The sequence below is a fragment of the Pyxidicoccus fallax genome (genome assembly GCF_012933655.1).
GTDB classification, from domain to species: Bacteria; Myxococcota; Myxococcia; order Myxococcales; family Myxococcaceae; genus Myxococcus; species Myxococcus fallax.
In genome coordinates, this window is record NZ_JABBJJ010000078.1 from 1 (window position 1) to 25,722 (window position 25,722).

The window sequence follows — 25,722 nt, forward strand, 5'->3', positions numbered from 1 at the left end:
GCTCGAGTCCGCTGGCGCTTCACGATCGAGGGCGCCCGCACCAAACTCGGGCGCGCGTACCCCCAGGCCCAGGCGGCCGTCGCCGCTGCCGCCTGAACCCCTCAGAATCTCTGTGCCGGGGTACTAGTGCTTACACAGCGCGGGCTCAGCCCTGGTCCAGCCGATCCACGAACCGCACCAACTCCGCCACCGAGTCCACGTCCAGCTTCTGGAGGACGCGGGCGCGGTGCACCTTGATGGTCTTCTCGGTGGTGCCCAACCGCTGGGCGACCTCCTTGTTGGTCAGCCCCTGGGCCACCAGCGCGCAGACCTCGCGCTCGCGGGGAGTGAGGACGGCATGACGGGCCTGCAGCGCGGCTGTCTCGGCGCGGCCGGCGCGGGCCGCCGCGTCCTTCAGCAAGGCCTGGGAGATGGCTCCCAGCAGTTGTTGCTCATCAAAGGGCTTGAGAAGGAAGTCCACGGCGCCGGCCTTCATGGCCCTGACGCTGGCCGGCACATCCCCGTGGCCGGAGATGAAGATGACAGGCAGGTGGCAGTCCTTGGACGCCATGGCCTGATGCAGCTCCAGCCCGTTCAGCCCCGGCATCCGCAGGTCGAGTACGGCGCAGCCCGGCGCGTCTCCGGACAGCTGTGCGAGGAACTCGGCGGGCGAGGCGAAGGGCTTCGTGGCATGGCCGGCGGCCCGCAGCAGCCGCGTCAGCCCACGCAGCACGGACTCATCGTCGTCCACGAGAAAGATGGTGGTGGGGACTTGTGTCATGGCCAGAACTCCGTGTGCGCCGCGGGAAGCACGCACCGTAACAAAGCCCCTTGACCGGGAGGACTCTCGGCTTGCAAGCGGCCGCCGTGCGCCTCGACGATGGAGCGGCTGATGGACAGCCCCATGCCCAGCCCATGCTCCTTGGTGGAGTAGAAGGGCTCGAAGATGAGGGTCAGTCGCGATGGCTCGATGCCTCCCCCCGAGTCCTGCACGCTCAGCTCCACCTGCCCCGGGACTGGCGAGGCGGTGCGGACCCGCAGCTGGCGCTGGCCCGCGGGGACATCGGCCATGGCATCCATGGCGTTGATGAGCAGGTTGAGCACCACCTGTTGGAGCTGGATTCCGTCCCCCTTGACGGCGGGCAACGACGGGGCCAGCGCCAGCTGCAGGGTCGCGCCGCGCAGATGCATGTCATTGGCCAGCAGGCGCGCCACCTCGCACACCAGGTCATTGAGCGAGTGGAACTCCTGCCGGGGCTCCCCCCGCTTGAGCAGCGCGCGCATGCGGTGAATGACTTCGCCCGCGCGCTTGTCGTCGGAGATGATGTCCCCGAGGGCCTCGCGCACCTCGTCCAGCTCCACGGGGGTGGCGTTCAGCATGCGGCGTGCGGCCTGGGCGTTGCTGAGAATCGCGGCCAGGGGCTGGTTGAGCTCATGCGCCAGTGAGGCGGCCAGTTCGCCCAGCGCGGCCACCCGGCTCACGTGGGCCAGCTGGTCCAGGGTTCGACGTGCCTCCATCTCCGCGAGCTTCTCCAGGCGTTGGCGCTCGAGGAGCTCGGCCTGGGCACGCCTGCGGCGCCGGCGCTCCGCCACGAGCCCCCCGGCCACCAGCGCCTGCAGGCCGATGATCGTCAGGGCCCCCAGGACCCACCAGCGGTAGCGCTCCCAGAGCGTGGGCTCGTCGAAGGCGAGCCGCGCCCCGGGAGGCACCCGCTCACGGGGGATGTCCCAGCGCCGCAGCGCGCGGGCGTCGACCGTCAGCGTGTCCACGGATGCCGGATTCAGGGGCGCGAGGAATGCCTCTCGCGCTCCACGCAACACGCGGGAGGTGAGCAGACCCAGCTGTTGGCCCACGGCCTCGTAGCTGACGAGCGCTCCTCCGACGAACCCCAGCCCCAGGACGGTCTCGTGGAGGGCGAAGCAGGGCCGGTTGCTGGCGGAGAGCAACATGCGTGCGATCTCGCGCCCCACGAAGGGTTTCCCGCTGGGATCGGTCATGAAGGTGAAGGTGAGAACAGTGGTGTCGTCCGGCAGGGTCCTTGCGCGCTCGAGCAGCTCGGCCAACGGCAGGTTGCTCAGGTCGATGAACTCCAGCCCCCGCTGCGTCAGCAGCGGTTGCAGCTCTCGCACCAGCTGCTCCTGCTGCGCGCGCTCCCAGGGACTGGAGCCGTTGACGAGCGCCAGCCTCCGTGTGCCGGGCAGCAGCTGCAGGGCCAGCTCCGCGGTGGCCCGCAGGTCATAACGCAGCCAGAGGCCCGCCACCCGCTCCGGACGAGTCTGCTTCTCCCAGAGCCGCTCGTCCTCTGAGAGGACAATCATCGGGATGTCCGGCCACAGCTCCCGGCGCAGCTGCAGGGCCAGCTGAATGGCGTCGGAGCGGAAGGCGATGAGGGCATCCGGCCGGCGCTCCCGGTACTTGGCCAGATACCAGGTATGCAGGGCGTGTGTGTAGGCAGGCTCGCGGGCCCAACCCAGATCCAGGCTCTCGACATCCAGGGTGATGGGGCCGTCCTGGGCCTCCCACAAGGAGGAGCGGAGACTGGCGACGAGCGTCGCCATGGCGGGCAGCGCCGTATCCTCGGGAATGAGCAGGAGCACGGACTTTCCAGCCGGACGCGGCTCCTGGGCAACCGCCTGGAGGGGCAGCAGCAATAGGCTGCATAAGAGAAAGATGATGCGCCAGGACATGGTGGACACTCTGCACGTATGGATTCACCGTGTCCCCTTCCAGCGCGCGGTTGACGAGGCCAGGGCGCACCGGACGGCCAACGTCAGTCGTGGCACATCGGCAGAGTGACGGTGCCAGCGTTCCCGATGGCGGTGTAGAGTGACAGCAAGATTGAACCCTCACGCCACTGACCTGCGAACCACGGAGGTAGGCAGCGGAGGAGGCGATGGTCGAGCAGGAAATGGTGCGGCAGATGCGCGTGCTGGCGGAGATGGGCTGGGGCGCCAGGCGCATTGCGCGCGAGGTGGGCGTGGCGCGCAATACGGTGAGTCGCTACCTGCGTGCGGGCCGCGCCCGCTCAGCGAGACTTCCGGGCGGCCCGGCACGCTCCTGCTTCATGCGTGCCGCGAGGCGCCTTGACGCCGAGCATTCCGAGAACCGAGCGCACAATCGCAGGCCCCGCCACCGGGTTCGCGGGGTCCACAGACTCGAAGTGCTGGCCGTCCGGGACCGGAATGAGCGTCGTCGTGTCTCCCGCCTCCTTCGCCTTCGCCACGAACTCCTCGACGAGCTCGAGGGGGACCGACGTGTCCTTCGTGCCGTTCACGAAGACCTGCGGGACGCCCAACGGCAGGAGCTCCACCGGTGAGCCCTCCTTCATCCGCGCGGCGATCTGCTCCGGAGTTCCACCCCCGAAGAGCTGATTCACCGCGTCCGTGTAGCGGGGGACCTCCTGGATGAATCGCGCCAGGTCCCCCGGGCCCGCCAGCGCCACCACGCCGCGGATGGGCAAGGGATTGGGGGTGTGGAGGGTCGCCGTCGGTGGCAGCCGGTGACGCGCCGCCAGCCACAAACCCAGTTGGCCCCCCGCGGAGTGGCCCGTCACCACCACCCGCGAGAGGTCCAGCGGGAAGCGCTTCGCCAGCTCGCGCAGGAAATCCGCCGCCGCGCTCACGTCCTGGAACGTGGTCGGCCAGCCTCCACCACCGCCCAGCCGGCGGTACTCGATATTCCAGGTGGCGACACCCATGCAGGTGAGCTCCGCCGAGAGCGGCGACGTGTAGTGGAGCGCCACCGAGGAGCTCCACGCTCCACCGTGGATGACGATGGCCACCGGGTGCGGACCGGGACCCTTCGGCAGCCGGAGGTCCCCGAAATGCACCAACTCGCTGCCGTAGTAGATGCGGTGGTCCGCTGGCGCCACCTTCGGCTCCCGGCTCACGAGGTCGTAGTAGAGCTTGAAGCCCTGCGCCCCCGCCGCCGCCGGGAGAGCGATTGCGAGCAGGGCGACCACCATCCGGAGCCCTCTTTGCTTCTCGCCGCGGGTGAACCTGTCCATCGACATCTCTCCTCCTTGGAACCGCAAAGCGTGTCAACTCCGCGTGACATCCTGCTGCACCCGAACACGGGCTTCGAGTACCGAGCGAAACGGAACAAGGCAAGTCCCGGCCCATGGTGGCCTCTCGCGACTCCGGCCCTCCGGCCGAGGTCCTGTCGCACGTGGATTCAAGGTTCCATCATTCATGTAAATCAAGATTAACTTGTATTTCACTTTACGGCCGGCATTCCCAATGTGATGCTCGCGTGGCTTCACCGGTGTCGACAGTGGAGCAAGGCCAGACGCAAGGAAACGGCGCGAAGGAATGCTGGAGGAGTGAAAACATGCACATCATCGACCACTTCGGAAAAGAACCGCGGCGTGGGTCAGCTTTGATAGCCTGTCTTTGCCTGATGGTGTTCTCCACCCCTGCAGCGGCGACCGACATCCATGTCGCCACCACCGGAAATGACACGGCGGGCGACGGTTCGTCCGGCAGCCCCTTCAGGACGATTTTGAAAGCCTCGCAGGTCGCCACTCCCGGCGCGACCATTCATGTCGCCCCGGGAACCTACAGCGGCGGCTTCATGACCACCAAGAGCGGAATGGCAGGTGCCCGCATCCGCTACGTCTCCGACACGGATGCCGCCACCGGAGCGAGAGCCAGGATCGTCCCGCCGAACAGCACCGCGACGACAGGGAGCATCTGGGAGAACCGCGGTGCCTACGTCGACATCGAAGGGTTCGAGTTCGATGGCACGGGCACCAAGATGCCGAATGGCCTGATCAACCAGGGCTCCTACGTGACCATCAAGAACAACCACGTCCATCACATCGTTCATGGACCCGGCCAGCTGTGCAACGGGGCGGGAGGCTCCGGCATCAACATCCACGACTACGACATTCCCGGCCTGATGACAGGCACGGTGGTGACCGGGAATCGGGTCCACGACATCGGCTACACCTGCGACAAGATCCAGAACATCTACATCAGCACCCGGGCCACGGTCACGAACAACGTCTCCTACAACAATCCCGGCGGGGCAGGCATTCATCTCTGGCATGACGCCCGCTACGTCACGATTGCGAACAACACGGTCGCCAACACGTGGATGGGCATCATCGTCGGCGGCGGCAACTACTACGAGACCAACGGCCCCGCCGATTACGTGGATGTGTCCAACAACATCGTCTACGACAACGACTACGGCATCTCGTTGCAGGGGCAGACCGGGACGCACAACACGTACACGAACAATCTGGTGTACCAGAACAGCATCTACCACTTCAGCCCCGGCGCGGTTCATACCGGGACGGTCATCGCGACTCCCCAATTCGTGAACTACGCCGAAAGGGATTTCCACCTGGCGCCCGGCTCGCCGGCGATTGACCGAGGCTCCCCGACCTTTGCACCGTCCGTCGACCTGGATGGCAATGCCCGCCCCGCCGGCCCCGCGTATGACATCGGGGCCTACGAGTACGGCGCCTCTTCTCCTTCCGGTCAGACGCTCACGTTCTGGGAGAAGGACAGCGAGGCCGGCACCACCTCCGGCTATTGGTACAAGCAAGCGCTCGTGGATGGCGTGGTCGTGTGGGAGAGCGACGTCACCGCGGATGGCACCGCCTGGCAGTCGCACTCGGTCAGAATCCATCCCGCGGGCTCGCATTTCGAGCTCCAGTTCAGGCTGGTCAGCAAGGCCGGCGTCTCGAACTACCCCATCTCCTTCAATGTGGATGATGTCGCCATCAATGGCGCGACCCTCGTGAACGCGGACTTCGAGTCCACGACGGGGTGGACCTATGCCGAGAACCGAGCAGCCTTCACGGGCGCGTATGACACCGCATTCCATGGGGGCGCGAAGTCGTACAAGCTGTCCTATCCGGGCGCCACGGCCTCCACTGCGGGGGACAACAGCAGCATCTCGCAGACGGTGAGCACGAGGAAGACGCTCACGTTCTGGGAGAAGGACAGCGAGGCCGGCACGACGGCCGGATACTGGTTCAAGCAAGCGCTCATCGATGGCGTGGTCGTGTGGGAGAGTGACGTCACGGCGGATGGCACCGCCTGGCAGTCGCACACGGTCACCATCGCGCCGGCCAGCCCCAGCTTCGTGCTCCAGTTCAGGCTGATCAGCAAGGCGGGCGTCTCGAACTATCCCATCTCCGTCAACATCGATGACGTGGCGATCGACGGAGTGACCGTCACGAACGCGGACTTCGAGACGGCGACGGGATGGACCTACACCGAGAACAAGGCAGCCTTTACTGGCAGCTACGACACAGCCGCTCCCCATGGCGGGACGGCGTCGTACAAGTTGTTCTATCCGGGAGCGACGTCTTCGGCCGCGGGTGATAACAGCGCTCTCTCGCAAACCCTGGCGAACTGAACGACCGGGCGTCGTTCTCGGACGGCCTCATGCCGCGCGTCGAGGAGCGTCGACGCGCACACGTCGATGAAGAGCGAGGGTCTTCAGGACGCCAACACCTACGTCAGCTGAAGAAGCCGCGCCAGCCATGATGGCCTACCGCTCGTTGAAACCACGGCCGGACAGGATGTCCGGCGCACACCGGTCGACCCGTCGCTCGCGCGTCTCGCTCTGCTTCGCGCCGGAAATGTGGAGGATGTGGCTCCGCTGTCGGCCCGGGGTGAGCGCTTCGAACGCCCGCCGCAGGGCGGGGTCGGCCGCGAGCCTGCGCTCGAGCTCGACGGGCACCGGCTCGGGCGCGGCCTTGGGCGCCACCTTCGTCCCCGCGCGCTCCAGCGCGATGGCCTGGTCGACGAGCCGCCTGGCGACAGGGCGTCTTGCGATGACGTCCTCGACGGACTGGAACTTGAGGAACCGCGCAAACCTCGAGTTCGGACCGGGACTCTCCAGCACACCTGCGTCGTCGACGAGCGCCGCGCCCTTGAAGAACTGGAGCGCGCAGTACTCCTTGAACGCCGTCACCATGACGACGTTCTTGCCGCCCAGCGTGTAGCAGGGGCAGCCCCACTTCATCTCCTCGACCAGGCCGCTGGCCAGGACAAGCTCGCGCAGGGCTTCGAGCGCCTTCGTCCAGCGATGCACCTTGCACGCCGGCGTCTTGTAGTGCTCGCAGCGGCCACAGCCGTCCCGGAGGTAGGAATCGACGCTCGTGTTGTTCATGGCTCCTCTTTGCTCCACGACGGTTCTGGCCACCGCCGGCCAACCCCGCCGGTGGAGGGTATCGCTGGAACCCTCCCGATGCGCGTTCTGCCGGGCCCCGTACGCGAAGGGAGCATGTAGGAAGAGGTCGGAGTAGAGAATAGCCGGCCCGGATGTCACATCCCGCGAGCGGCCGGTGTCTCCAGGTCGTCGGAACCCGATACGGACACCAGGAGAAGACATGACCTCGACCAGGATTCCCCCGAAGGAGATCACCGGGCTCTACGGCGCGATGGTGAAGAAGTTCGCCAGCCGGATGTTCGGGCAGGTCCCCCAGTCGCTCGGCGTGATGTGGCACCACCTGCCAGTGCTCAAGGCCAGCATGGGCTTCGGGCAGAAGCTCCAGAAGTGGGACCGGTGCGACGAGAGCCTGAAGTCGTACGCGCACATGGCGGTGGCGTCGCTGGTGGGCTGCTCGTGGTGCCTGGACTTCAACTACTTCATGGCCCGCAACCGTGGGTTGGACGTGGACAAGGCGAGGGAGATTCCGCGGTGGCGGGAGTCGGACGTGTTCACCCCGCTGGAGCGGGAGGTGCTGGCGTATGCCGAGGCGATGAGCCAGACGCCCCCCACGGTGACCGACGAGATGGTCGCGAGCCTGAGAGAGCGGCTCGGTGCCGCGGCGCTCATCGAGCTCACCACGGTCATCGGGTTCGCCAACCTGACAACCCGCTCCAACACCGCCCTGGGCATCGAGTCGGAGGGCTTCGCCGCCTCGTGCGGCCTGAAGCCGATGGCCCAGCCGAGCGCACGGCTGGCGGGAGCGTCCGCGTCATGACCGCCTCGATGCGCCCGACGTCGCCGGGAGGCGAGCCTTCTTCTGGCGACGGGGCTGACCCGACCTCCTCGCCTGATGAGGCCCGCGCTCCGCCAGGCTCGGAGGCCCCCTTCGTCACCCACCGCAGCCTGCTCTTCACGGTCGCGTACGAGATGCTCGGCTCCGCGGCCGACGCCGAGGACGTCGTGCAGGAGACCTGGCTGCGGTGGGCGGACCTCGGTGACGCGGGCCGGGCCGAGGTGCGCGACCCGCGCGTCTACCTGGTCCGAATCGTCACCCGGCAGGCCCTCAACCGGCTGCGTACGCTCGCACGCCGCAAGGAGGAGTATGTCGGCGAGTGGTTGCCCGAGCCGCTGCTCACCAGCCCCGACGTCGCCAAGGATGTCGAGTTCGCGGAGAGCATCTCCATCGCGATGCTCACCGTGCTGGAGACCCTTACTCCGGCCGAGCGGGCGGTATTCGTGCTCCGGGAGGTCTTCGACCTGCCGTACGACGAGATCGCCCTGGCGCTCGACAAGACGCCAGCCGCCGTCCGGCAGCTCGCCCACAGGGCGCGAGAGCACGTGGCGGCACGCCGGCCCCGGATGCAGGTCGACCGGGCGGAGCAGCAGGCCGTGCTGGAGCGGTTCCTGGCCGCGGTCAACTCCGGCGACCTGCAGGGCCTGCTCGACGTGCTCGCCCCCGACGTGGTGCTGGTCGCCGACGGCGGCGGCCAGGCGACGGCGGCACGGCGCCCGGTCATCGGAGGCGCTCGCGTGGCCGGGTTCCTGTCCCGCTTCCCCACGGCCGCGCCCGGCGCTCGTATCGCGACCGTGTGGATCAACGGCGCGCCCGCGCTGCGAATCGACGCAGCCGGCAACTTCGATACAGCCGTCAGCGTCGTCGTCGAGAGCGGCCGGATCACCCGGATCTATGCCATGCGCAACCCGCACAAGATGGCCCGGCTCGACAAGCAGGTGACGCTGAGCCGGTAGCGAGCGTGGCTCGGCTGCGCCCAGGCATCGGAGGAATGGGAGCAATGAGCTCCTATTCCGGGACAGCCCCCAGTACCGGCGTCAGGTCCGGTTCGGCCTTCTGCATCGCCCGACGGTAGGCCGGCCGTGCGCCGATGCGTTGCAGATAGGCCAGGATGTTGGGCCAGGGCGAGAGGTCATACGGCTTGAACAGCCGCATCGTGGTCAACGAGAACACGGTCATGATATCCGCCGCCGTCAACGCGTTGCCGGCGAGATAGGGCGCCTCCCCCAGCCGCTTCTCCACGCTCGAGAAGACCTGCTCGAACCGGTCCCTGGCCGCCTGCAGCGGCGCGTTCTTGTCCGAAGGATCGGCGCGCTCCAGATATCTCACCAGCAAGATGAGCGGTTGCAGCGTCCCGTTGGCGAAATGGAACCAGTAGAGATAGTCGGCGAACCCGGGTTCGCCGCGTTTCACGGCGAGCCGGCCATCGCCATGGGTCTGGAGCAGGTATTCGCAAATCGCCCCGGATTCCCCGAGGACGAGGTCGCCGTCGGTGAGAATGGGGGCGGTGCCCATCGGATGAAGCGCCTTGTATTCCGGCGGGGCCATTCGGTTGTCGGCCCGGCGCTGATAGCGCTTCAGCTCATAGTCGAGCCCGAGTTCTTCGCAGAGCCAGACGATCCGCTCCGATTGCGAACGTCCGAGATGATGCAGCGTCAGCATGTGGACCCCGTCCTGTGCTTCCTCGTCCGAAGCATTGTCCTGGTCATGCGCGAACCGTAAGCTCCGTGACGGCGCTGGAAAAGGCGTGCCCGCATACCGGTATGGCGACTACCACCCTCCCCGAATTTCTCCGCGCTCGCCGCGAACGGCTTCGCCCTGCGTCGACCGAGCGGCGTCGCACTCCCGGACTTCGTCGCGAGGAAGTCGCGGCGCGCGCTGGCGTGAGCGTCACCTGGTACACGTGGCTCGAGCAGGGGCGCGGCGGCGTGCCTTCCGACGACGTGCTCGAACGCCTCGCTCGCGCACTCGAACTCGACGACACGAATCGTGAAATGTTGTTCCTGCTCGCTCACGCGCGTCCGCCTCCGCGCCGCCACACGCGGCCAGCCGGGGTCACGCCGGCGCTGCAGCGCGTGCTCGACAACCTGCGCGTGCCCGCGTTCGTGAAGACGCCGACGTTCCAAATCGTGGCGTGGAATCGCGCCGCCGTGGCGGTGATTGGCGATTACGCCGCGATACCCGAGCGCGATCGCAACATGCTGCGCCGGGTTTTTCATCCCGAAGCCGCCACGTTTCTACCGCATGGCGATGACATGCGTCGCACGTGCCTCGCCGCGTTTCGCGTCGACATCGAGCGTGCGGGAGCATCGGAAGAAGCAGCCGCGCTCGTCGACGAGTTGATGGCGACGAGCGAGGACTTCCGTCGGCTGTGGGCCGAGAGTGAAATGCACACACACGGCGTGAGATACAGGCGACTCGTCCGACCGAATGTCGGCGAGCTCGTGTTCGAGGTGTCGGTGTTTTCCGTCGACGACAGCGACGGCCTCAGCATGTTTGTCCTCTCACCGGCGGACGACGCTTCCGCGCGTGGAGTCGAACAGCTCATTCGCGAGCTTGCCGAGTAACGCCGAGCGTCTCGTGGCCAAGAGCGCTCAACAAATGCGAGGGCAGGGGCCACGGACTCGAAGTGCCGTCCTGTCCTCTCACTTCTTACAGGACAGCTCGTACCCGGTGCTCCAGTTCCGGCCGTCCAGCGAGTACTGCCCCCGCATGTTCATCACGCCTGGCGAAACGAGATGCTCTGTGTCCCTGATTTTCATCTCGCCCATGGGGCCGCTCGACTCGCCGATCCATATGTGGCTGTCCTTGGACGAAGCCCTGGCGTGACCGCCCATGTTGTCGACGATGACATTCACCCACTCGCTCGATGCGGCGTCGAACGTGCGGTACGAGGTGAACTTGTATTTGTACTCGCCGGACAACACCGCGAAATCGGTTCGCAGCCATGCCTTGTCGAGGTCCGGCCTGACCTCAAGGGTGACCTCGCTTGGGCTCGCGCCACCTGGCCCATGGACCCATCCGCTACAGGTCCACGTTCCCGCCAGGGCCCTGGCGGAGTCAACGAGCGCGGACGCGGCAGTGACCGCGGGCTCGACCGTTGAGGCCGCGGCTTGCGCAGCGGCAGCATTCGCAACAGCGTTGGACCCTGGGGTGCTTCTACATCCGAATAGACTGGCAATGGCGACACACAAGAAGGCGGATGGACGTATGAGCATGCATTCCTCCGGAGGAATATCCGTGCAACCGGATTGCAGCTAAACCGGTCTCTCGCCATGCGGAAAGAGCGTCGCTTATGCCTGGATCGGCGGATCCTGGGGTGCGCTCGAGCGCAGTGCTGCGCACCCGACGTGGCCTCCTCGAGCACTTCGACCTGCGCACCGCGCGCAGCGCGCAGCGCGCCGGTCAGGTCCGCTCGGCGAGACGGTTCAAGATGTCCATGTCCTCAGCGCTCAGGATGAGCGTGGCACTTGCGAGGTTCTCCCTGAGGTGTGTGACCGACGATGTGCCCGGGATGAGCAGCACGTTGGGGGACCGGTGCAGGAGCCAGGCCAGAGCCACCTGCATCGGTGTCGCGCCCAGCCGCGTGGCCACGTCGTTCAGCGCGCTCGACTGCAGCGGCGTGAACCCGCCCAGCGGGAAGAACGGCACGTAGGCCGTACCCGTGGCGGCGAGCTGGTCGATCAGGGCGTCATCACGCCGGTGCGTCAGGTTGTAGTGGTTCTGCACGCAGACGATTTCGGCGATCTTGCGGCCCTCGGCGACCTGCGTCGGCGTGACGTTGCTCAAGCCGATGTGGCGGATGAGGCCGCGCTGCTGAAGCTCCGCGAGCGCGGTGAGTGGCGCCTCGATCGAGCCTTCAACCGGGCCCTCGGCGCTGAACATCGCTCGGAAGTTCACCACATCGAGCACATCGAGCCCGAGATTGCGCAGGTTGTCGTGGACCGCGCGCTCGAGGTCAGCGGGGGAGTACGCAGGCTCCCACGAACCGTTGGGACCGCGCACCGCGCCGACCTTCGTGGCGATCAGCAGACCGTCGCGATACGGGTGCAGCGCCTCACGGATGATCTGGTTGGTCACGTGGGGGCCGTAGATGTCACTGGTGTCGATATGGTCGACGCCCTGGGCGATGGCCTCTCGCAGCACTGCGACCGCCGCCTTGCGGTCCTTGGGCGGGCCGAAGACGCCGGGGCCGGCGAGCTGCATTGCGCCGTAACCCACGCGGCGAACGGTGTGTGTGCCGATGCGATAGCTGCCTGAGATGTGCCTGTTGGTCACGGCGAAGGTCCTTTGTCGAGCGAGGTTGCCCACCCCTCGACGCAAGGAACTACGCAAGGAGGCACTGCACGACAATCGGTGGCAATCCGCACAGGTCGTGCGAAAATCCGCACAGTGATGGATGAACTCACTGATCTCACGGCCTTCATGACGGTCGCTCGCGAGGGCGGATTCCGCAGCGCTGCTCGCGTGGCGGGCAGCAGCGCTTCGCGCATGGGAGACGCTGTCCGTCGGCTGGAAACCCGGCTCGGCGTCCGGCTGCTCCATCGAACCACGCGCAGCGTGACGCTGACGGACGCGGGGGCCCGGCTGCTCGAGCGGCTCGCGCCCGCGCTCAGCGAGGTGCGCTCGGCGTTGGACGTGGTCAACGACTTCCGCGACCGACCCGCGGGACGCCTGCGGCTCAACGTCCCCATCGCGGCAGCGCGGCTCGTGCTGCCGCGCATCGTGCCGCCGTTCCTCGCGAAGTACCCCGACATCTGCCTGGAGGTGATCGCCGAGGAGCGCCTCGTCGACGTGGTGGCCGAGGGCTATGACGCGGGCATCCGCTACGAAGAGCGGCTCGCGCAGGACATGGTGACGGTTCCCATCGGTCCTCGCGTCCAGCGATTCGCGGCAGCCGCCTCGCCCGCATACCTCGCTCGTCGTGGGCGCCCCCAACATCCGCGCGAGCTGCTGGACCATGATTGCCTGGGAGGGCGGTTCGCGAGTGGTGCACTGCATGCGTGGGAGTTCGAACGCGACGGAGAGACCCTCAGCGTCGACCCGAAGGGACCGCTGATTGTCGGCCTTGGCACGACCACCGACCTCGCAGTGGATGCAGCCGTGGCTGGCACCGGAATCATCTACGACTTCGAGGATTGGCTTCGCCCCTTCATCGACCGAGGCGAGCTCGAACCCGTGCTCGAATCCTGGTGGCCGAGCTTCCCTGGGCCGTTTCTCTACTACCCCGGCCGTCACCACCTCCCGACGCCGCTGCGTGCGTTCATCGACTTCGTCAAATCGATGCGGCCCTGATGCGGCTGGGACGCAAGTGCCTCAGTCCGCTGGGACCGGCGAGAACGAGCGGGTGGCCGTGTCGCGATCCGCTCGAGGGACCGCGGTGGCGAGGCTCTAGCAGGATGCAGAGGAGCGGCGCAGCGGAGGTGCGCAGAGCGCCTGAGGATTGGGGCGAGAGTGTCGAGCGCCCGGACATGCGCAGCGAGTTCCTTCCGTAGGACGACGGGAGGGGCTTCGCCGCCTCCGTGAACAGCCAGAGTTGCTCGTGGTGGATGGCGCACCGGTTGCCACGCGTCAGGTACCGGCAGGCCACCCCCGCCGGCTTATCGAAGGCGAAGTCCTCGGAGCGCTCGAAGGTCGTGACCACGCAACACTCAACTGGGGCGGAACGCTCGCTGACGCGCACCGGCACCTTGCGCCAATTCTCCAGGTCCACCTGCCTGGTCGCGGGTGGGTGCGCAGCGGTACGAGCATGGCGCCACCTCCTCGGTAGAGGCAACGCCGAGGAGGCCAGGCGTTATTTGCCGGCGTACTTTTGGCTGCCCACCACTGCAGCCAAGAACCAACTGGCGCTCCACCTCCGCCTGAAGGAGGGCAGCCGAGGAGGCAGTCGTCTGCGTTGCATGACCAAGAGGCTTGGCATCATTACCAGCATTCTTGGCAAGATCGCCAAGATTATTGGCAAGATCGCCAACATTCTTGGCAAGATCACCAAGAACACTGGTATATTCGCTTCGTGCTCGAAGAGAGTTCTCAGCTTTTTGGTACTTCGACCAGGACAGCGGTGCTCGTGGCCATCCGTCTGCTCGAGGAGACCTATTCCAGCGAGTTGGCGGATCTGCTCGGCGTACGCCCATTCACCGTCCAATCCATTCTGGCGTCCCTCGAACGGGACGCGATCGTCGTCAGTCGGTTGATGGGACGAACGCGTACAGTCTCCCTGAACCCTCGATACTTCGCGCACGCCGAACTCGGCGCGCTGCTTTGGAAGCTCGGGGAGCACGACATGGACCTCCAGGCCAAGCTCGCCGCGCGACGACGCCGTCCCCGCCGCGCTGGCAAGCCGGGACTTTTGTGATCGGGCCCACGTCGTCGCTCACGGACGTTGCCTTCACCGTGTGCACAGCACTGGATCGCCAGGGCTTCCACGCAGTGCTCACGGGAGGAAGCGCGGCGACCTACTACGCGCCGGAGGCGTACCAGTCAGGAGACCTCGACTTCGTGATCACCCTCAGGGGAACGGGAGGCGAAGCGGCGCTGGCCGCGCTCGGTTTCTTCAAGAAGGGAGACTTCTACCGTCATCCGCTCTCGCACTTCCTTTTGGAGTTCCCAAGGGGGCCGCTGGCGGTGGGGGACGACTTCATCAAGAACTGGAGCACCGTCCGTCGTAACGACGAGGTGCTGTACGTCCTGACGCCCACGGACTCATGCCGTGATCGACTCGCGTCCTTTCTCTTCTGGAACGACTTCAGCGGCCTGGAACAGGCGCTCGCCGTCTTCCACGCACGGGCCAATGAGGTGGACTTGAACGTCATCAAGGACTGGTGCGGGCGCGAGGGTCACAGCCAGAAGTTCAGCCTGTTCGCGTCACGCATTGGTGCCTCAATCTGACCCTCCGCTGAGCAGGAGCGCTGACGGGCTGGAGGAAAGCCCCCCATGGATGAGAACTGAGCCCCCCGCCATAGGGGGGACAGGGGCCCCCTGTGTCAGGGAAGTTGTCGCCTCGGCTGACATGCCGAGCTGACGAAGCAACGGGAGGTCTTCTATGCTGCGGTCGTCCACCTCCTGGAGCAGCTGGGCCGCCCAGGAGGCTTCCGATGTCTCATGCCGCCTGCCCGCCCTCGAAGGGTAGGCAAAGATTTACCCCGGATGGCTTAGACATGCGCAACGAGTTCCTTGCGCAGCTCGCCGCAGGACGACGGGAGGAGCTTCGCCGGGCGGGCGCTCGTCATCGTTGGGTGGAAGAGGGAAGGGCGCGCGGTGGCTCGCGGCCGGAAACGAAACGCCAGCCGGAGGGCTGGCCCCTGGAGGCGAGGTGTTCCCCGCCTGCCGCCCGGCCAGCCCTGTCTCGGGAACCGCGCCCCCACCCCACGACGACGCGCGTCTTCACGCTCGCTCCGTGGGCCTTCTCCTCCATTCGACTGGAGGATTTGCGCAATCCAGGGGGGCATGGTGTTGGGCTACCAGTGGGGCGTCCGGCGTGGCGCCTTCGAGGCCTCCACGGGCCCCCGAGGCGGGCGTGCAGTTCTTGCGGCAGTCCTCGGAGGGGCGGGTGGGCTGGACGCTCGCGCCATCGCTGCCGGCGTCGCTGCGCAATCTCCTGCCCTCGGGGGTTCTTCACGGCGAGACACGTTCATCGCCATGAAAGGGAGTCCGTGAGGCAATATTGGATGGGACTGATGTGGGCGCTGGCGCTCGGGCTGCTGAGCGCATGCGGGCCCGGGGTGCAGGGCTGGATGGGCCCCCAGCCGCAGTTGGAAGCCGTGACCACGACGTTCGAAAGCGTGGACGGCACGACGGTCCGGTTGCAGGTGAGTGGCTCGCAGTTCACCCACGACTGCGCCGTGTATTGGAAGGGCCGGGCACTGCCGACCACCTTCGTGAGCGCCACGGAGCTGACCGCCGTGCTGTCGGCGACGACGGACATCTGGTCGGACGAAGACGCAGATGAAATCACCGTGCGGAGCCCGGAGGGAGCCTTGTCTTCGGCCAGGCCGCTGCCCCATCCCAGGCTGGAAATCCTCTCCATCAGCCCCAAGGCAATCCAAGCGAAGCCCGAGGGGCCGGTCCGTTTGACGGTGACGGGCCGCAACTTCGTCATCGGCACCCAGGCTTCCTTCGAGTCGAGCACCTACCTCACGACGGTCCGGAGCACCGACACGCTGGAGGTGGAGCTCCCGGCCTCCGCGCTGCAATCTCCCGGGACGCCTTCGCTCCAGCTCAGTACGCCCTGGCCCCTCTGCGGCGGCGACATGGGTCCTTGTGGGCACATCCTCAGCGGCCCGCATTTCCTCTGGGTGGACAACCCCGGCCAGTGCCAGGGTGTCGCCTGCAACCAGCCTCCGGCCTCCACCTGTCTCGACGCCACCACGGTGCAGCAGTATGTCTCGCCTGGCACCTGCGCTCCGTCCACCACGACGTGCAGCTACTCCCCCCAGCGGGTGACCTGCACTGGCGGGCAACAGTGCAGCGGAGGTCGGTGTGTGACGCCTCCTCCCACCTGCAACGCGTCCAACTGCAATGGGTGCTGCAACGGGACGACGTGCGTGGCCGTCTCGTCCCAGTCCAACGGGCGGTGCGGCAGCGGAGGCAACTCCTGCGAGGCGTGTGGCTCGAGCGAGCCGGTGTGCCAGGCAGGAGCGTGCGTCAACCTGTGCCAGGGCGTCACCTGCGACCAGCCTCCGGCCTCCACCTGTCTCGATGCCACCACTGTGCAGCAGTACGTCTCGCCCGGCACCTGCGCTCCGTCCACCGGCACGTGCAGCTATTCCCCCCAAACGGTGGCGTGCGCCAGCGAGTCGGTGTGCCAGGCAGGGGCGTGCGTCAATCTGTGCCAGGGCGTCACCTGCGACCAGCCTCCGGCCTCCACCTGTCTCGATGCCACCACGGTGCGGCAGTACGTCTCGCCCGGCACCTGCGCTCCGTCCACCGGAGCGTGCGGCTACTCCCCCCAAACGGTGGGGTGCGCCAGCGGGCAAACCTGCGTGAACGGAGGCTGTGCAACGAACAGCCCGCCATGGCGCCAGGCCCACCCGGCCACCGTCCCCTCCGTCCGCAGAGGCTACGCGATGGTCTACGACTCGGCCCGTCAGCGCGTCGTCCTCTTCGGAGGGTTCGACGTGCAGCACAATCAGCCCCTCAACGACACCTGGGAGTGGGACGGCACGAATTGGGAGCAGAAAGCTCCCGCCGCGGCTCCCAGGTCACGCGCCTACCACGCGCTGGCGTACGACTCGACCCGTCAGCGCGTTGTCCTCTTCGGAGGGTCTCGAGGGAGCGACTTGTTGGACGACACCTGGGAGTGGGACGGCACGGACTGGGTGCAGAAATCTCCCAGCAATCCTCCGTACGCACGCGAACGCCACGCCCTGGCGTACGACTCGGCCCGTCAGCGCGTTGTCCTCTTCGGGGGGCAGCGGTTCGGCGTCTCCGGGGGAGACACCTGGGAGTGGGACGGCACGAACTGGGTACAGATATTTCCCGCCACTGCTCCTAGCGCTCGCCTGGGCCACGCGCTGGCGTACGACTCGGCCCGTCAGCGTGTCGTCCTCTTCGGGGGGTCGGAGATGAAGAGCGTCAGCGAGTACGTCGTGCTCAACGACACCTGGGAGTGGGACGGAACGAACTGGGTGCAGGAAGCGCCCGCCGCTGCTCCTGGCGTTCGCCTGAGCCACGCGCTGGCGTACGACTCGGCCCGTCAGCGCATCGTCCTCTTCGGGGGAGGGGGGAAGGGCAGCTCCTGGGACGACACCTGGGAGTGGGACGGCACGAATTGGGAGCAGAAAGCGCCTGCCGCTGCTCCTGGCGCGCGCATGAGCCACGCGCTGGCGTACGACTCGGCCCGTCAGCGCGTCGTCCTCTTCGGGGGGAGGGAGAGGAAGAGCGGCACCGTGTTCGTCGATGTCAACGACACCTGGGAGTGGGCCCCCCAAGGCTCCTCTGACTGAAGTTCGAGCAGAGGTCCACGGGGTGTCACCGAACGGCACCCCGTGGGCCCGCGCCGAGGCAGATTCGCTCCGACTGACATCGGAACTCCGTCGCCGTCAGGTACCGACACGCGACTCCCGCCGGCTCGTCGAAGGCGAAGCAAGGCTCTCAGCGGAGCAAGGGCGACTGCCCCATTCGCTGGGGCAGATGCGTCGACAGGTACTCCAGATAGCTGTGAACCCGGCGGGGTGGCCGTCGTCCATACGGATGCAGGGCGATAAGGAATGGGGGGGCTTCCACCACCACCTCGGGTAGGACGCGCACGAGTTCCCCCCTGTCCAGCTCGTCCTGGACGACGAAGAGCGGCAGGTACCCGATGCCCAGCCCGCGAAGCAGCGCCGCCTTGAGTGCGCCTCCATGGTTGAGCCGCAGGTTGCTACGCACCGGAACCGTGCGAATGCGTCCGTCCACATTCAGCTCCCACCGGCCGCTGGAGTCGTTGAGCGCGTGGCGCATGCAGTTGTGGCGCGAAAGGTCTTCCGGGGTGGTCGGCGTCCCCGCCCGCGCCAGGTAGGCAGGAGATGCGCACAGCACCCGTGCATCACGCGCGAGCTTCTTCACGACCAGGCTCACATGGGTGGCTGGCCCTGAGCGGATGACGAGGTCGAATCCGTCCTTCACCGGGTCCACGAAGCGGTCGTCGACCACCAGCTCGACGCGCATGGACGGCTCGGCCTGGAGGAAATCCGCGGTGAGCGGCGCCACGTGCATCTCCGTCAGAGTCACCGGCGCCGAGACTCGCACGGCGCCCATGGTGGCGGTGCCCAGCTCGCGCGCGGAGGCGAACACGTCGTCGACCTCCTTCAGCGCGGAGGGGGCGCGTTCGGCGAGTGCCTGTCCCGCCTCCGTGAGCCGCATGCTCCGGGAGCTGCGCACGAGCAGTGGGACGCCCAAGCCCTTCTCCATCTGAGCCAACCGCTTGCTCACCGCGGAGGTCGCCACTCCGAGTTGCCGGGCGGCCGCGGAGAGGGAGCCCGCCCGGACCACCTCCACGAAAACGCGAAGGGACTCCACGTCGTGCGCACTCGCGTCATGCCCGCGCCGCCTTCGTTCACCCACAGGACACGGTCCTTTCCCCATCGGAGGACTGCCAGCTGACGCGGCCCTCCTGCATATCTGCGGCGTGGTTCACGGAGGTCATCATGACAACGCAGAAGCCCGCTGCCCGCGTGGCGGTCATCTATCACAGTGGATATGGTCACACCCGGGTGCAGGCGGAGGCCGTGCATCGGGGGGCAGCGGCCATCAAAGGCGTCCAGGCGACGCTCTTCGACGTGAGTGAGGTCGCGCAGCACTGGGACGCGTTGGATGCGGCGGACGCCATCATCCTGGGCAGCCCGACCTATCTGGCGAGCGTGTCCGCGCCCTTCAAGGCCTTCATGGACTCGACCTCGAGCCGATGGGCCGAGCAGCGGTGGCGTGGCAAACTGGCTGCTGGCTTCACCAACTCCGCCGGGATGAATGGCGACAAGCTGCACACCCTCACCACACTGACGCTCTTCGCCATGCAGCACGGGATGGTTTGGGTGGGCCTCGGCCTGCTGCCCGGCAATCACACCAGCCGCGGCTCGCCCGAGGACTTGAATCGACTGGCCAGCTTCGTGGGGGCCATGGCGCAGTCTCACGCGGACCTCGGCTCCGAGAGCGCTCCACCCGACTCCGACCGCCGGACGGCGGAGCACCTGGGCCGACGCGTTGCACTGGCGGCGCTGTCCTGGACCCCATCACCGCAGTTCGCTTGAGCGCGAGGAGAGTGCCACATGCCCTACGTGAAGATTGAAGTGACGCGCGACGGTGTGACGCGTGAGCAGAAGCTCTCGCTCGTGCAGGGAGTGACGAGGCTGCTGCAGCAGGTGCTGAACAAGGACCCCGCGCTGACGTTCGTCACCATCGACGAGATTGACACCGACAACTGGGGAGTCGGCGGCGAGCTCGTCACAGACCTTCGTCGCGGGAAGGCCGCAGCTCCCGCCGCAACGTTCCCCGCTTCCACGCCGCAGGCAGCGCTCCCGCCGGCCTCCGTCATCAGCCCTGGCCTGCTGGCCGACAGCGCAGGCGAGGTGCCCGCGCTGCTCGCGTGCATCGCCACCTACCTGGACGGCCTGTACTTCGCCGATGCCGAGCGCCTGGCCCGTGTGTTCCATCCTCGCGCGCGCTACTTCAGCACGGCGGAGGGGCATCTCAAGGAGATGGACATGCCCACCTATTTCGAGGTGGTGCGCGGCCGGGTCGCCGCGGCGGCGAGCCAGCAGCCTCGATACGACCGGCTCATGGCGCTGGACATCGCCGGTCCCCACACCGCCCTGGTGAAGCTGGAGTGCGCCTTGGCCCCGCGCCACTTCACGGACTACCTGAGCCTGGTGAAGGACGAGGGTTGCTGGAGAATCATTTCGAAGGTCTTCGAGGTGAGGCAGCTCCCCGCTGCGCCCAACTAGCGCGGCGCTCGCCGACATCGAGAGCCCGAGGCCTGACGCCCGCTTCCGCCGAGCGGCCCAGCCGGAGCAGCGTGGCGTCGGAACGGGCGCGGCGAACACCTACGAACATGCAGCCAGCGTCACGCTCCGCCCTCCCATGAGGCGGCGAGCTCCTCGCCCACGGAGCGCAGGTGAGCGAGCAGGCCGTGAGTCTCCGCCGCCGTGGTCCGGTGATTGACGAGACAGGCCCGCAGCGCGGTGCGGCCTCTCAGGCGGGTGCCTGTGAGGAAGAACTGCCCGCGCCGCTCACACTCCTCCAGCAGCCGCGCGTTGAGCATGTCCAACGACGCCTCATCCCAACGACGGCCGACGGAGGGGACGTAACGGAAGCACAGGATGGACAGCGACACCGGCGCGAGCCGCTCGAAGTCGCAGGCCGCGTCCACCTCGGCGCCGAGCTGCTGCATGAGCTGGAGGTTGTCCGCGATGACGGCCCGCAGCTTGCCGCTCCCATACACCTGGAGCTGCATCCAGACCTTCAGCGCGCGGAAGGCCCTGGAGAGCTGGAAGGTATGCCCCATCCAGTCCCACCGCTCCTCGCTGTCGCTTCGCGCCTGCAGGTATGCGGCGGAATAGGTGAATGCACGGCGCAGCCCGTCCCAGTCGCGGATCAGCGCGCAGCCCGCCTCGAAGGGAACCTGCAACCACTTATGCGGATCGAGCGCGACGGAGTCCGCCCGCTCCAACCCCTTGAACCGCCCGCGAACACCTTCCACCCGCGCGGCCGCCGCGCCGTAGGCGCCGTCGACGTGGAACCACAGCCCGTGCCGCTCCGCCACATCCGCCAACGCCTCCAGGTCGTCCACCGCCCCGGTGTTCACCGTGCCCGCATTGCCGACGATGCAGAAGGGCTTCAGGCCCGCGTTCGCGTCGCGCCGCACCGCCTGCTCCAGGCGGTCCACGTCCACGCGGAAGTCCGCGTGCACGGGCACCTTGCGCAGGTGGCTGCTCCCGAGCCCCAGCATCTCGACGGACTTCGTGATGCACGAGTGCGTCTCCTCCGAGGCATAGAGCGTCAGAGGCCGACTTCCCGCGAGGCCCTGTTCGCGGACGTCCGGCGCGTGGACATCGCGAGCCACCCGCAGCCCGTATAGGTTGGCCTCGGAGCCGCCGCTTACCAGCGCGCCGCCGGGGCCGCTCCGGTAGCCGATGAACTCACCCAGCCATCGCACGGCCGTCCGCTCGACTTCTGCCGCCGCCGAGGCGAGGTGCCACTTGGCGCTGTTCACGTTGAGTCCGGCGCACAGCAGGTCCGCGAGGACGCCCACCTGGCTGCCGCCGGACATGATGTACGCGAAGAAGCGCGGGCTGAGGTTGAGGGTGCTGTGCTCGAAAATGAAGGGGATGAAGTCCTGGATGACCGCCTCCGGCTCCATCCCTGTCTCGGGCAGGATTCCCAGGAAGGGCTCGGCCACCGTGCGAGGGCTGCTCGCGTGGGTAACGCGGCTTCGGGGCAGTGAGGCATGGAGGCTGAGCACCTGCTCGCTCGCCTGCGCGAGCAGGCGCCGGAAGCGCTCGGGCTCAAAGTCCAGGTTCATGGGGCTCCCGTGGCGAAGTGACGGCAACGAGGGCAAGCTAGCGTCGCGGTGCGGCTGGCGACAGAGCCAGGTTTCGGATGTTTCGTGGATACAGTTTCCCCTTCGCGGGAGGCGAGCGGTGAGGAAGCCGGAGCTGCTGGCGGCGGAAATCGAGGCCCATATTTCCAGCGGGCTGCTGAAGCCCGGAGAGCGCATCGACTCGGTGCGCGAGCTGAGCCGCCTCAAGGGCGTGGGGCTCAACACGGCGGTGCGGGCCCATGAAATCCTCGAGGACCGCGGGCTCGTCGTCACCCGGCCGCAGTCCGGCACGTACGTGGTGGGGCCGCGGCGGGACACTGGCGTCACTCCACCGCGCCGCCGGTTGTCGATGCCCCGAGAGGTCGACGTCCCCGGGCTGGTGTCGCTTGTCTTCGAGTCCGCCCAGGCGCAGGACGTCGTGCCACTCGGAGCGGCATGCCTGTCCCCGGACCTGTACCCGTGCGAGGCCATCAACCGCTTCACGCGCCAGGTCCTTCGCGAGGTGCCGGAGCTGCCGGGCGGGTACGCGCTGCCACCGGGGCAGTTCGAGTACCGGCGGCAGGTGTCCCGCCGGCTCGCGAGGCACGGGTGCACCATCGACCCGGCGGAAGTCGTGGCCACCAACGGCGCCATGGAGGCGCTCTCGCTGGCGCTGCGCGCCACGTGTGCACCGGGAAGCGCGGTCCTCATCGAGTCGCCCCAGTACTTCGGCATCCTCCAGGCGCTCCAGCAGCTCCAACTCCGCGTGGTGGAGCTGCCGGCGCATCCGCGCGACGGGGCGGACCTGGCCCAGGTGGAGGAGGCGCTCGAGAAGTTCGACATCGGGGCGGGGCTCTTCATCCCGAACTTCAGCAACCCCCTGGGGTCGCTGATGGATGACGCGCGAAAGGCGCAGCTCGTCGACCTCTTCGCCCGGCATGACGTGCCGCTCATCGAGGACGACATCTATGCGGAACTCTCATTCCAGGGGGCACGACCCCGGCCGCTCAAGGCCTTCGACCGGCGTGGCGGCGTGCTGACGTGTGCCTCCTTCTCGAAGACCGTCACTCCGGGCCTCCGGGCAGGGTGGCTGCTCCCGGGTCGCTACCTGGAGCGCGTGAAGGCGCTCCAGCTCAGCTCCAGCATGGGCGGCGGCTCGCTCGCGCAGGCGGTCCTCGCGAGCTTCCTCGCGTCGAAGGAATACGAGCGGCACATGGCGGGCCTGCGCACGCACTTCTCCCTCCAGGTGGGCCGCGTCTCGCAGGCCGTGCAGCAGTGCTTCCCCGAGGGCACTCGGCTGACCGCGCCCCGGGGTGGCTTCGTCCTCTGGGTGGAGCTGCCCCGAGGAACGGACGCAGTGGAGCTGTACCGGCGTGCGCTGGAGCACGGCATCAGCATCTCCCCGGGCATCCTTTTCTCGGCGAGTCATTCCTATCGCAACCATGTGCGGCTCAATTGCGGCAACCGCTGGTCGCCCGTCCTCGCGCGTGCGCTGCGGAAGCTGGGTGAGCTCGCGAAGGAGCTCGTCCCGGGTACCCGAGTGGCGTGACGCTCGCTGTCAGCCTCCCGAGGCGCTGTGGCTACCGGAAATTCGGGTCCGGGCCACGCGTGCGTCAGCGAACGCGTCATTTCATGCACGGTACTTCGAATGGGCCCGCAAGAGTGCAGGGCCCCCTATGCAGGCGCGGGCAACTCCAGAGGCACTGCTCGCCCTCATGCTTCCGTTGGCCCTCACCAATTATCCAAGAGCGCGTCGCGTTGCTCGCGGGTCCCTATGGACGACGAGTCGACCGCCTTTCGCAGCGACCTCAGGTACGGTCGCGTGTCCCTATCGTCATCGAGGATCGCAGCAACCTTCCTTATTGCTTGGCGGCTGTGAACGATCGCGAAGACCGTCTCTAAGGAAGCGCTTTGCTTCTCAAGCAGGCACGCCATTGCCCTGGCGAGACGCTCGCACCTATCCCAGTCCCTCCAGTAGGACAATGGCGGCGCGTACTCCCGCAACCATTCCCATTCGTCGTACTCGAGGCGCGAGTTGCCGGCCGCATCGTACGTGGGCTGGAAGCACACTGCGAAGAGCGGCGACTCATGGTTCCCTTCCCAGAAGGCCAGAGCCAGACCGAACGCCGCTACGCGCGACACGATTACTCCGGTGCTGGCGGTCCCAGCTTTCCACACCGTCGCTAGCCGCGACTGCGTGGTCCTCGGGCTCAGGAAACGACTGCCGAGCTCGAGGTCGCGGATTGACGGAGATGAGAGGCTCTCAAGCCACTCAAGCACCGTGTCCCGCTGACTACCGAGCGCGGAGCGCCACGGCCAGGAGAGTTGAATCTGTTCCGACGTAATCGCGGACAACGCTCGAAAGACCGCAGTCTTCCCTCCGAAGCGAATGAGTGCGTCTACGGACACATCGCACCCCGAGGAAAGGAGCGCATCGACGATCGCCGCGCGCTCCTCGTCCTTCAGGTTCATGCCGCCAAGCTGGGAGAGAACCTCTCCACTTCGACTGCCGACCCGACTCCAGAGCATGGGGGAGGACGCGAGATCGTGGTTCGCACCAACGATGGTCGGAAGGTACGGTGCATGCGCATCGCCGAAGGACTCAAGGTCGCTCGGCTTGAGCAGGAGCACAGCAGCGCGAAGCATGCGTTCTCCAACCTCCGTCAGCTCGCCGCCCAACAGAGACAGAACGAGCGCTACGCCCTCGGCTCGCGAATCCTCAAAGAGCCGCAGCGTCTGGTCCTTGAGCATCGTGGCGATCGGAGCGAGGTCGTTGTCTTGAGGCCCGCAGAGGTCTTGAATGAGTTCGCGCCGACCGGCCGTACCTGACTCCGTGTTGGCCCGGTCGAACACCATGCCGATGAGTCGACTGCGCACGCCCGGATCGAGGTCCTTCGCGTCCACCACACTCGCGAGAGCGGACCGTGCCGACGAGCCCGGTGCGTGCCATGTGCCAAAGAGCGGGGCGAGGCTCGGGACGACTCCGCGACCTGCATCCGCTCCGGCGGCTGCCTCAAGCCATGAGCGGAAGGTCGCGTCGCCCCGCACTGCGCCATCGAGTACCAAGTCCACCCAGCCCTCTGGCTTACCCGACGTACGAAGGTCGAGGACGAGCGCTGCGCTGGCGCTTTTGCGGAACTGCGACGGCGGAATCGCCCTTGGGACGGCTTGGAGATCGAGCAACGTGCCAGCGTTCGCACGCGGCATGAGCGCGCCCGTGCAAAACGAGAAGCGCATCCTCTCCGCAGGCCACAGTTCCTCCCAGAGGCGCAGGAAGACCGCCTCGAACTGGGCCGCCGTGTCGGCGACCACCAGCACCGGGCGGGACTGGCCCAAGACCGCACCAATCATCGTGGCGGCGAGCCCCTCGTCGGCGAACCCATCACCAGTGCCTCCGACGGGCGCCTCCTCGTCAATGTCCACGGGCGAGGTTGCGGTCGCATCGACACCGTCAACTTGTGGACGCCGAAACCTCCCCATCAACTGCGCGGCTCTCACGCTCGCGACCTGTGCTCGCGGGACAAGCAACGAATGGGTCCACACGCAGCCAGGGCGCTGCATCTCCGGGGCGTACCAAGTCTTCGCGAAGACGAAGAAGTCGGTACCAGGAAGCGGGTAACCCGTGAGGTACTCGCCGAAGCCGGGTTGCATCGACGGGCCCGACATGTCGCTCAAAATGAGCATCGCGCGAGCCGCATCCGAGCCCAAGGGAGTCGAACTGCTGAGCAGACGGTGCCCGTCTCGGTATCCGTGGACAGCTTGGTGGATGCTTTTGGACGCCAT

The 25,722-nt window shown here is 67.1% G+C and carries 21 protein-coding genes and 1 pseudogene; 12 read left to right on the plus strand and 10 right to left on the minus strand.

The window, feature by feature from the left end:
• Positions 1-145: 145 nt before the first annotated feature.
• Positions 146-760, minus strand: coding sequence for a response regulator transcription factor (locus tag HG543_RS18185; RefSeq protein WP_169346063.1), 615 nt, complete (start codon positions 758-760; stop codon positions 146-148).
• Positions 757-2,667: a sensor histidine kinase gene (locus HG543_RS18190; RefSeq protein ID WP_169346064.1), complete on the minus strand. Its 1,911-nt coding sequence runs from the start codon at positions 2,665-2,667 to the stop codon at positions 757-759. The genes HG543_RS18185 and HG543_RS18190 overlap by 4 nt, the downstream gene beginning before the upstream one ends.
• A gap of 206 nt (positions 2,668-2,873) precedes the next feature.
• On the opposite strand from HG543_RS18190, the pseudogene HG543_RS18195 reads away from it, so the two are divergent.
• Positions 2,874-2,997 (plus strand): annotated as a pseudogene (locus HG543_RS18195) (helix-turn-helix domain-containing protein); the annotation flags it as partial.
• An 8-nt stretch (positions 2,998-3,005) separates the two neighbouring features.
• On the opposite strand, the gene HG543_RS18200 reads toward HG543_RS18195, so the two are convergent.
• Positions 3,006-3,986: an alpha/beta hydrolase family protein gene (locus tag HG543_RS18200; RefSeq protein WP_246357125.1), complete on the minus strand. Its 981-nt coding sequence runs from the start codon at positions 3,984-3,986 to the stop codon at positions 3,006-3,008.
• A 323-nt stretch (positions 3,987-4,309) separates the two neighbouring features.
• Between HG543_RS18200 and HG543_RS18205 the strand changes: the two genes are divergently transcribed.
• Positions 4,310-6,352 carry a choice-of-anchor Q domain-containing protein gene (locus HG543_RS18205; protein ID WP_169346065.1) on the plus strand — a complete coding sequence of 681 codons (2,043 nt, stop codon included), beginning with the start codon at positions 4,310-4,312 and terminating at the stop codon, positions 6,350-6,352.
• A gap of 135 nt (positions 6,353-6,487) precedes the next feature.
• On the opposite strand, the gene HG543_RS18210 is transcribed toward HG543_RS18205, so the two are convergent.
• On the minus strand, positions 6,488-7,111 hold the full coding sequence (locus tag HG543_RS18210) for a YdeI/OmpD-associated family protein (RefSeq protein ID WP_169346066.1): 624 nt from the start codon (positions 7,109-7,111) through the stop codon (positions 6,488-6,490).
• A 220-nt stretch (positions 7,112-7,331) separates the two neighbouring features.
• Here HG543_RS18210 and HG543_RS18215 point away from each other — a divergent pair, with 220 nt between their 5' ends.
• Both HG543_RS18215 and HG543_RS18220 read left to right on the plus strand, forming a co-directional pair.
• A complete protein-coding gene (locus HG543_RS18215; protein ID WP_169346067.1) occupies positions 7,332-7,928 on the plus strand; it encodes a carboxymuconolactone decarboxylase family protein in 597 nt (198 codons plus the stop codon).
• A complete protein-coding gene (locus HG543_RS18220) occupies positions 7,925-8,902 on the plus strand; it encodes an RNA polymerase sigma-70 factor (protein ID WP_246357126.1) in 978 nt (325 codons plus the stop codon). The genes HG543_RS18215 and HG543_RS18220 overlap by 4 nt, the downstream gene beginning before the upstream one ends.
• 52 nt (positions 8,903-8,954) lie before the next feature.
• On the opposite strand, the gene HG543_RS18225 is transcribed toward HG543_RS18220, so the two are convergent.
• Positions 8,955-9,608, minus strand: coding sequence for a glutathione S-transferase family protein (locus tag HG543_RS18225; RefSeq protein WP_169346068.1), 654 nt, complete (start codon positions 9,606-9,608; stop codon positions 8,955-8,957).
• Between the two features lie 65 nt (positions 9,609-9,673).
• On the opposite strand from HG543_RS18225, the gene HG543_RS18230 reads away from it, so the two are divergent.
• A complete protein-coding gene (locus tag HG543_RS18230; protein ID WP_343073388.1) occupies positions 9,674-10,513 on the plus strand; it encodes a helix-turn-helix transcriptional regulator in 840 nt (279 codons plus the stop codon).
• A 78-nt stretch (positions 10,514-10,591) separates the two neighbouring features.
• On the opposite strand, the gene HG543_RS18235 is transcribed toward HG543_RS18230, so the two are convergent.
• Together HG543_RS18235 and HG543_RS18240 are read right to left on the minus strand one after the other, a co-directional pair.
• Positions 10,592-11,164, minus strand: coding sequence for a DUF1579 domain-containing protein (locus tag HG543_RS18235; RefSeq protein ID WP_169346069.1), 573 nt, complete (start codon positions 11,162-11,164; stop codon positions 10,592-10,594).
• A 187-nt stretch (positions 11,165-11,351) separates the two neighbouring features.
• Positions 11,352-12,224: an oxidoreductase gene (locus HG543_RS18240; protein ID WP_169346070.1), complete on the minus strand. Its 873-nt coding sequence runs from the start codon at positions 12,222-12,224 to the stop codon at positions 11,352-11,354.
• Between the two features lie 117 nt (positions 12,225-12,341).
• Here HG543_RS18240 and HG543_RS18245 point away from each other — a divergent pair, with 117 nt between their 5' ends.
• From HG543_RS18245 to HG543_RS18260, 4 genes are all read left to right on the plus strand, one after another.
• Positions 12,342-13,241, plus strand: a complete 900-nt coding sequence (locus tag HG543_RS18245; RefSeq protein ID WP_171817850.1) for a LysR family transcriptional regulator — start codon at positions 12,342-12,344, stop codon at positions 13,239-13,241.
• A 601-nt stretch (positions 13,242-13,842) separates the two neighbouring features.
• Positions 13,843-14,301: an ArsR/SmtB family transcription factor gene (locus HG543_RS18250; protein WP_169346071.1), complete on the plus strand. Its 459-nt coding sequence runs from the start codon at positions 13,843-13,845 to the stop codon at positions 14,299-14,301.
• 74 nt (positions 14,302-14,375) lie between these two features.
• The gene (locus tag HG543_RS18255) at positions 14,376-14,834 is read left to right on the plus strand and encodes a hypothetical protein (protein WP_169346072.1); all 459 of its coding nucleotides are present in this window, start codon (positions 14,376-14,378) and stop codon (positions 14,832-14,834) included.
• A 779-nt stretch (positions 14,835-15,613) separates the two neighbouring features.
• Positions 15,614-17,890, plus strand: a complete 2,277-nt coding sequence (locus HG543_RS18260) for a Kelch repeat-containing protein (protein ID WP_169346073.1) — start codon at positions 15,614-15,616, stop codon at positions 17,888-17,890.
• Between the two features lie 148 nt (positions 17,891-18,038).
• Here the strand turns inward: HG543_RS18260 and HG543_RS18265 are convergent, their stop codons facing one another.
• Entirely contained in the window at positions 18,039-19,010 is a 972-nt protein-coding gene (locus tag HG543_RS18265; protein ID WP_281404425.1) for a LysR family transcriptional regulator, read from the minus strand.
• A gap of 62 nt (positions 19,011-19,072) precedes the next feature.
• Here HG543_RS18265 and HG543_RS18270 point away from each other — a divergent pair, with 62 nt between their 5' ends.
• Together HG543_RS18270 and HG543_RS56360 are read left to right on the plus strand one after the other, a co-directional pair.
• Positions 19,073-19,672, plus strand: a complete 600-nt coding sequence (locus HG543_RS18270) for a flavodoxin family protein (protein WP_169346075.1) — start codon at positions 19,073-19,075, stop codon at positions 19,670-19,672.
• Positions 19,673-19,690: 18 nt separating this feature from the next.
• The gene (locus HG543_RS56360; RefSeq protein WP_211194012.1) at positions 19,691-20,365 is read left to right on the plus strand and encodes a 2-hydroxymuconate tautomerase family protein; all 675 of its coding nucleotides are present in this window, start codon (positions 19,691-19,693) and stop codon (positions 20,363-20,365) included.
• A 119-nt stretch (positions 20,366-20,484) separates the two neighbouring features.
• On the opposite strand, the gene HG543_RS18285 is transcribed toward HG543_RS56360, so the two are convergent.
• On the minus strand, positions 20,485-21,942 hold the full coding sequence (locus HG543_RS18285; protein WP_169346076.1) for a pyridoxal phosphate-dependent decarboxylase family protein: 1,458 nt from the start codon (positions 21,940-21,942) through the stop codon (positions 20,485-20,487).
• Positions 21,943-22,060: 118 nt separating this feature from the next.
• On the opposite strand from HG543_RS18285, the gene HG543_RS18290 reads away from it, so the two are divergent.
• Positions 22,061-23,488: an aminotransferase class I/II-fold pyridoxal phosphate-dependent enzyme gene (locus HG543_RS18290; protein WP_169346077.1), complete on the plus strand. Its 1,428-nt coding sequence runs from the start codon at positions 22,061-22,063 to the stop codon at positions 23,486-23,488.
• Positions 23,489-23,670: 182 nt separating this feature from the next.
• Here HG543_RS18290 and HG543_RS18295 read toward each other — a convergent pair whose 3' ends face one another.
• The gene (locus HG543_RS18295) at positions 23,671-25,722 is read right to left on the minus strand and encodes a GAP1-N1 domain-containing protein (protein ID WP_246357129.1); all 2,052 of its coding nucleotides are present in this window, start codon (positions 25,720-25,722) and stop codon (positions 23,671-23,673) included.

Excerpts from the sequence above, each read along its gene's own strand:
- HG543_RS18185 (WP_169346063.1), bottom strand. The coding sequence starts at position 760 with ATGACACAAGTCCCCACCACCATCTTTCTCGTGGACGACGATGAGTCC.
- HG543_RS18190 (WP_169346064.1), bottom strand. The coding sequence starts at position 2,667 with ATGTCCTGGCGCATCATCTTTCTCTTATGCAGCCTATTGCTGCTGCCC.
- HG543_RS18200 (WP_246357125.1), bottom strand. The coding sequence starts at position 3,986 with ATGGACAGGTTCACCCGCGGCGAGAAGCAAAGAGGGCTCCGGATGGTG.
- HG543_RS18205 (WP_169346065.1), top strand. The coding sequence starts at position 4,310 with ATGCACATCATCGACCACTTCGGAAAAGAACCGCGGCGTGGGTCAGCT.
- HG543_RS18210 (WP_169346066.1), bottom strand. The coding sequence starts at position 7,111 with ATGAACAACACGAGCGTCGATTCCTACCTCCGGGACGGCTGTGGCCGC.
- HG543_RS18215 (WP_169346067.1), top strand. The coding sequence starts at position 7,332 with ATGACCTCGACCAGGATTCCCCCGAAGGAGATCACCGGGCTCTACGGC.
- HG543_RS18220 (WP_246357126.1), top strand. The coding sequence starts at position 7,925 with ATGACCGCCTCGATGCGCCCGACGTCGCCGGGAGGCGAGCCTTCTTCT.
- HG543_RS18225 (WP_169346068.1), bottom strand. The coding sequence starts at position 9,608 with ATGCTGACGCTGCATCATCTCGGACGTTCGCAATCGGAGCGGATCGTC.
- HG543_RS18235 (WP_169346069.1), bottom strand. The coding sequence starts at position 11,164 with ATGCTCATACGTCCATCCGCCTTCTTGTGTGTCGCCATTGCCAGTCTA.
- HG543_RS18245 (WP_171817850.1), top strand. The coding sequence starts at position 12,342 with ATGGATGAACTCACTGATCTCACGGCCTTCATGACGGTCGCTCGCGAG.
- HG543_RS18260 (WP_169346073.1), top strand. The coding sequence starts at position 15,614 with ATGGGACTGATGTGGGCGCTGGCGCTCGGGCTGCTGAGCGCATGCGGG.
- HG543_RS18265 (WP_281404425.1), bottom strand. The coding sequence starts at position 19,010 with ATGGGGAAAGGACCGTGTCCTGTGGGTGAACGAAGGCGGCGCGGGCAT.
- HG543_RS18270 (WP_169346075.1), top strand. The coding sequence starts at position 19,073 with ATGACAACGCAGAAGCCCGCTGCCCGCGTGGCGGTCATCTATCACAGT.
- HG543_RS56360 (WP_211194012.1), top strand. The coding sequence starts at position 19,691 with ATGCCCTACGTGAAGATTGAAGTGACGCGCGACGGTGTGACGCGTGAG.
- HG543_RS18285 (WP_169346076.1), bottom strand. The coding sequence starts at position 21,942 with ATGAACCTGGACTTTGAGCCCGAGCGCTTCCGGCGCCTGCTCGCGCAG.
- HG543_RS18295 (WP_246357129.1), bottom strand. The coding sequence starts at position 25,722 with ATGGCGTCCAAAAGCATCCACCAAGCTGTCCACGGATACCGAGACGGG.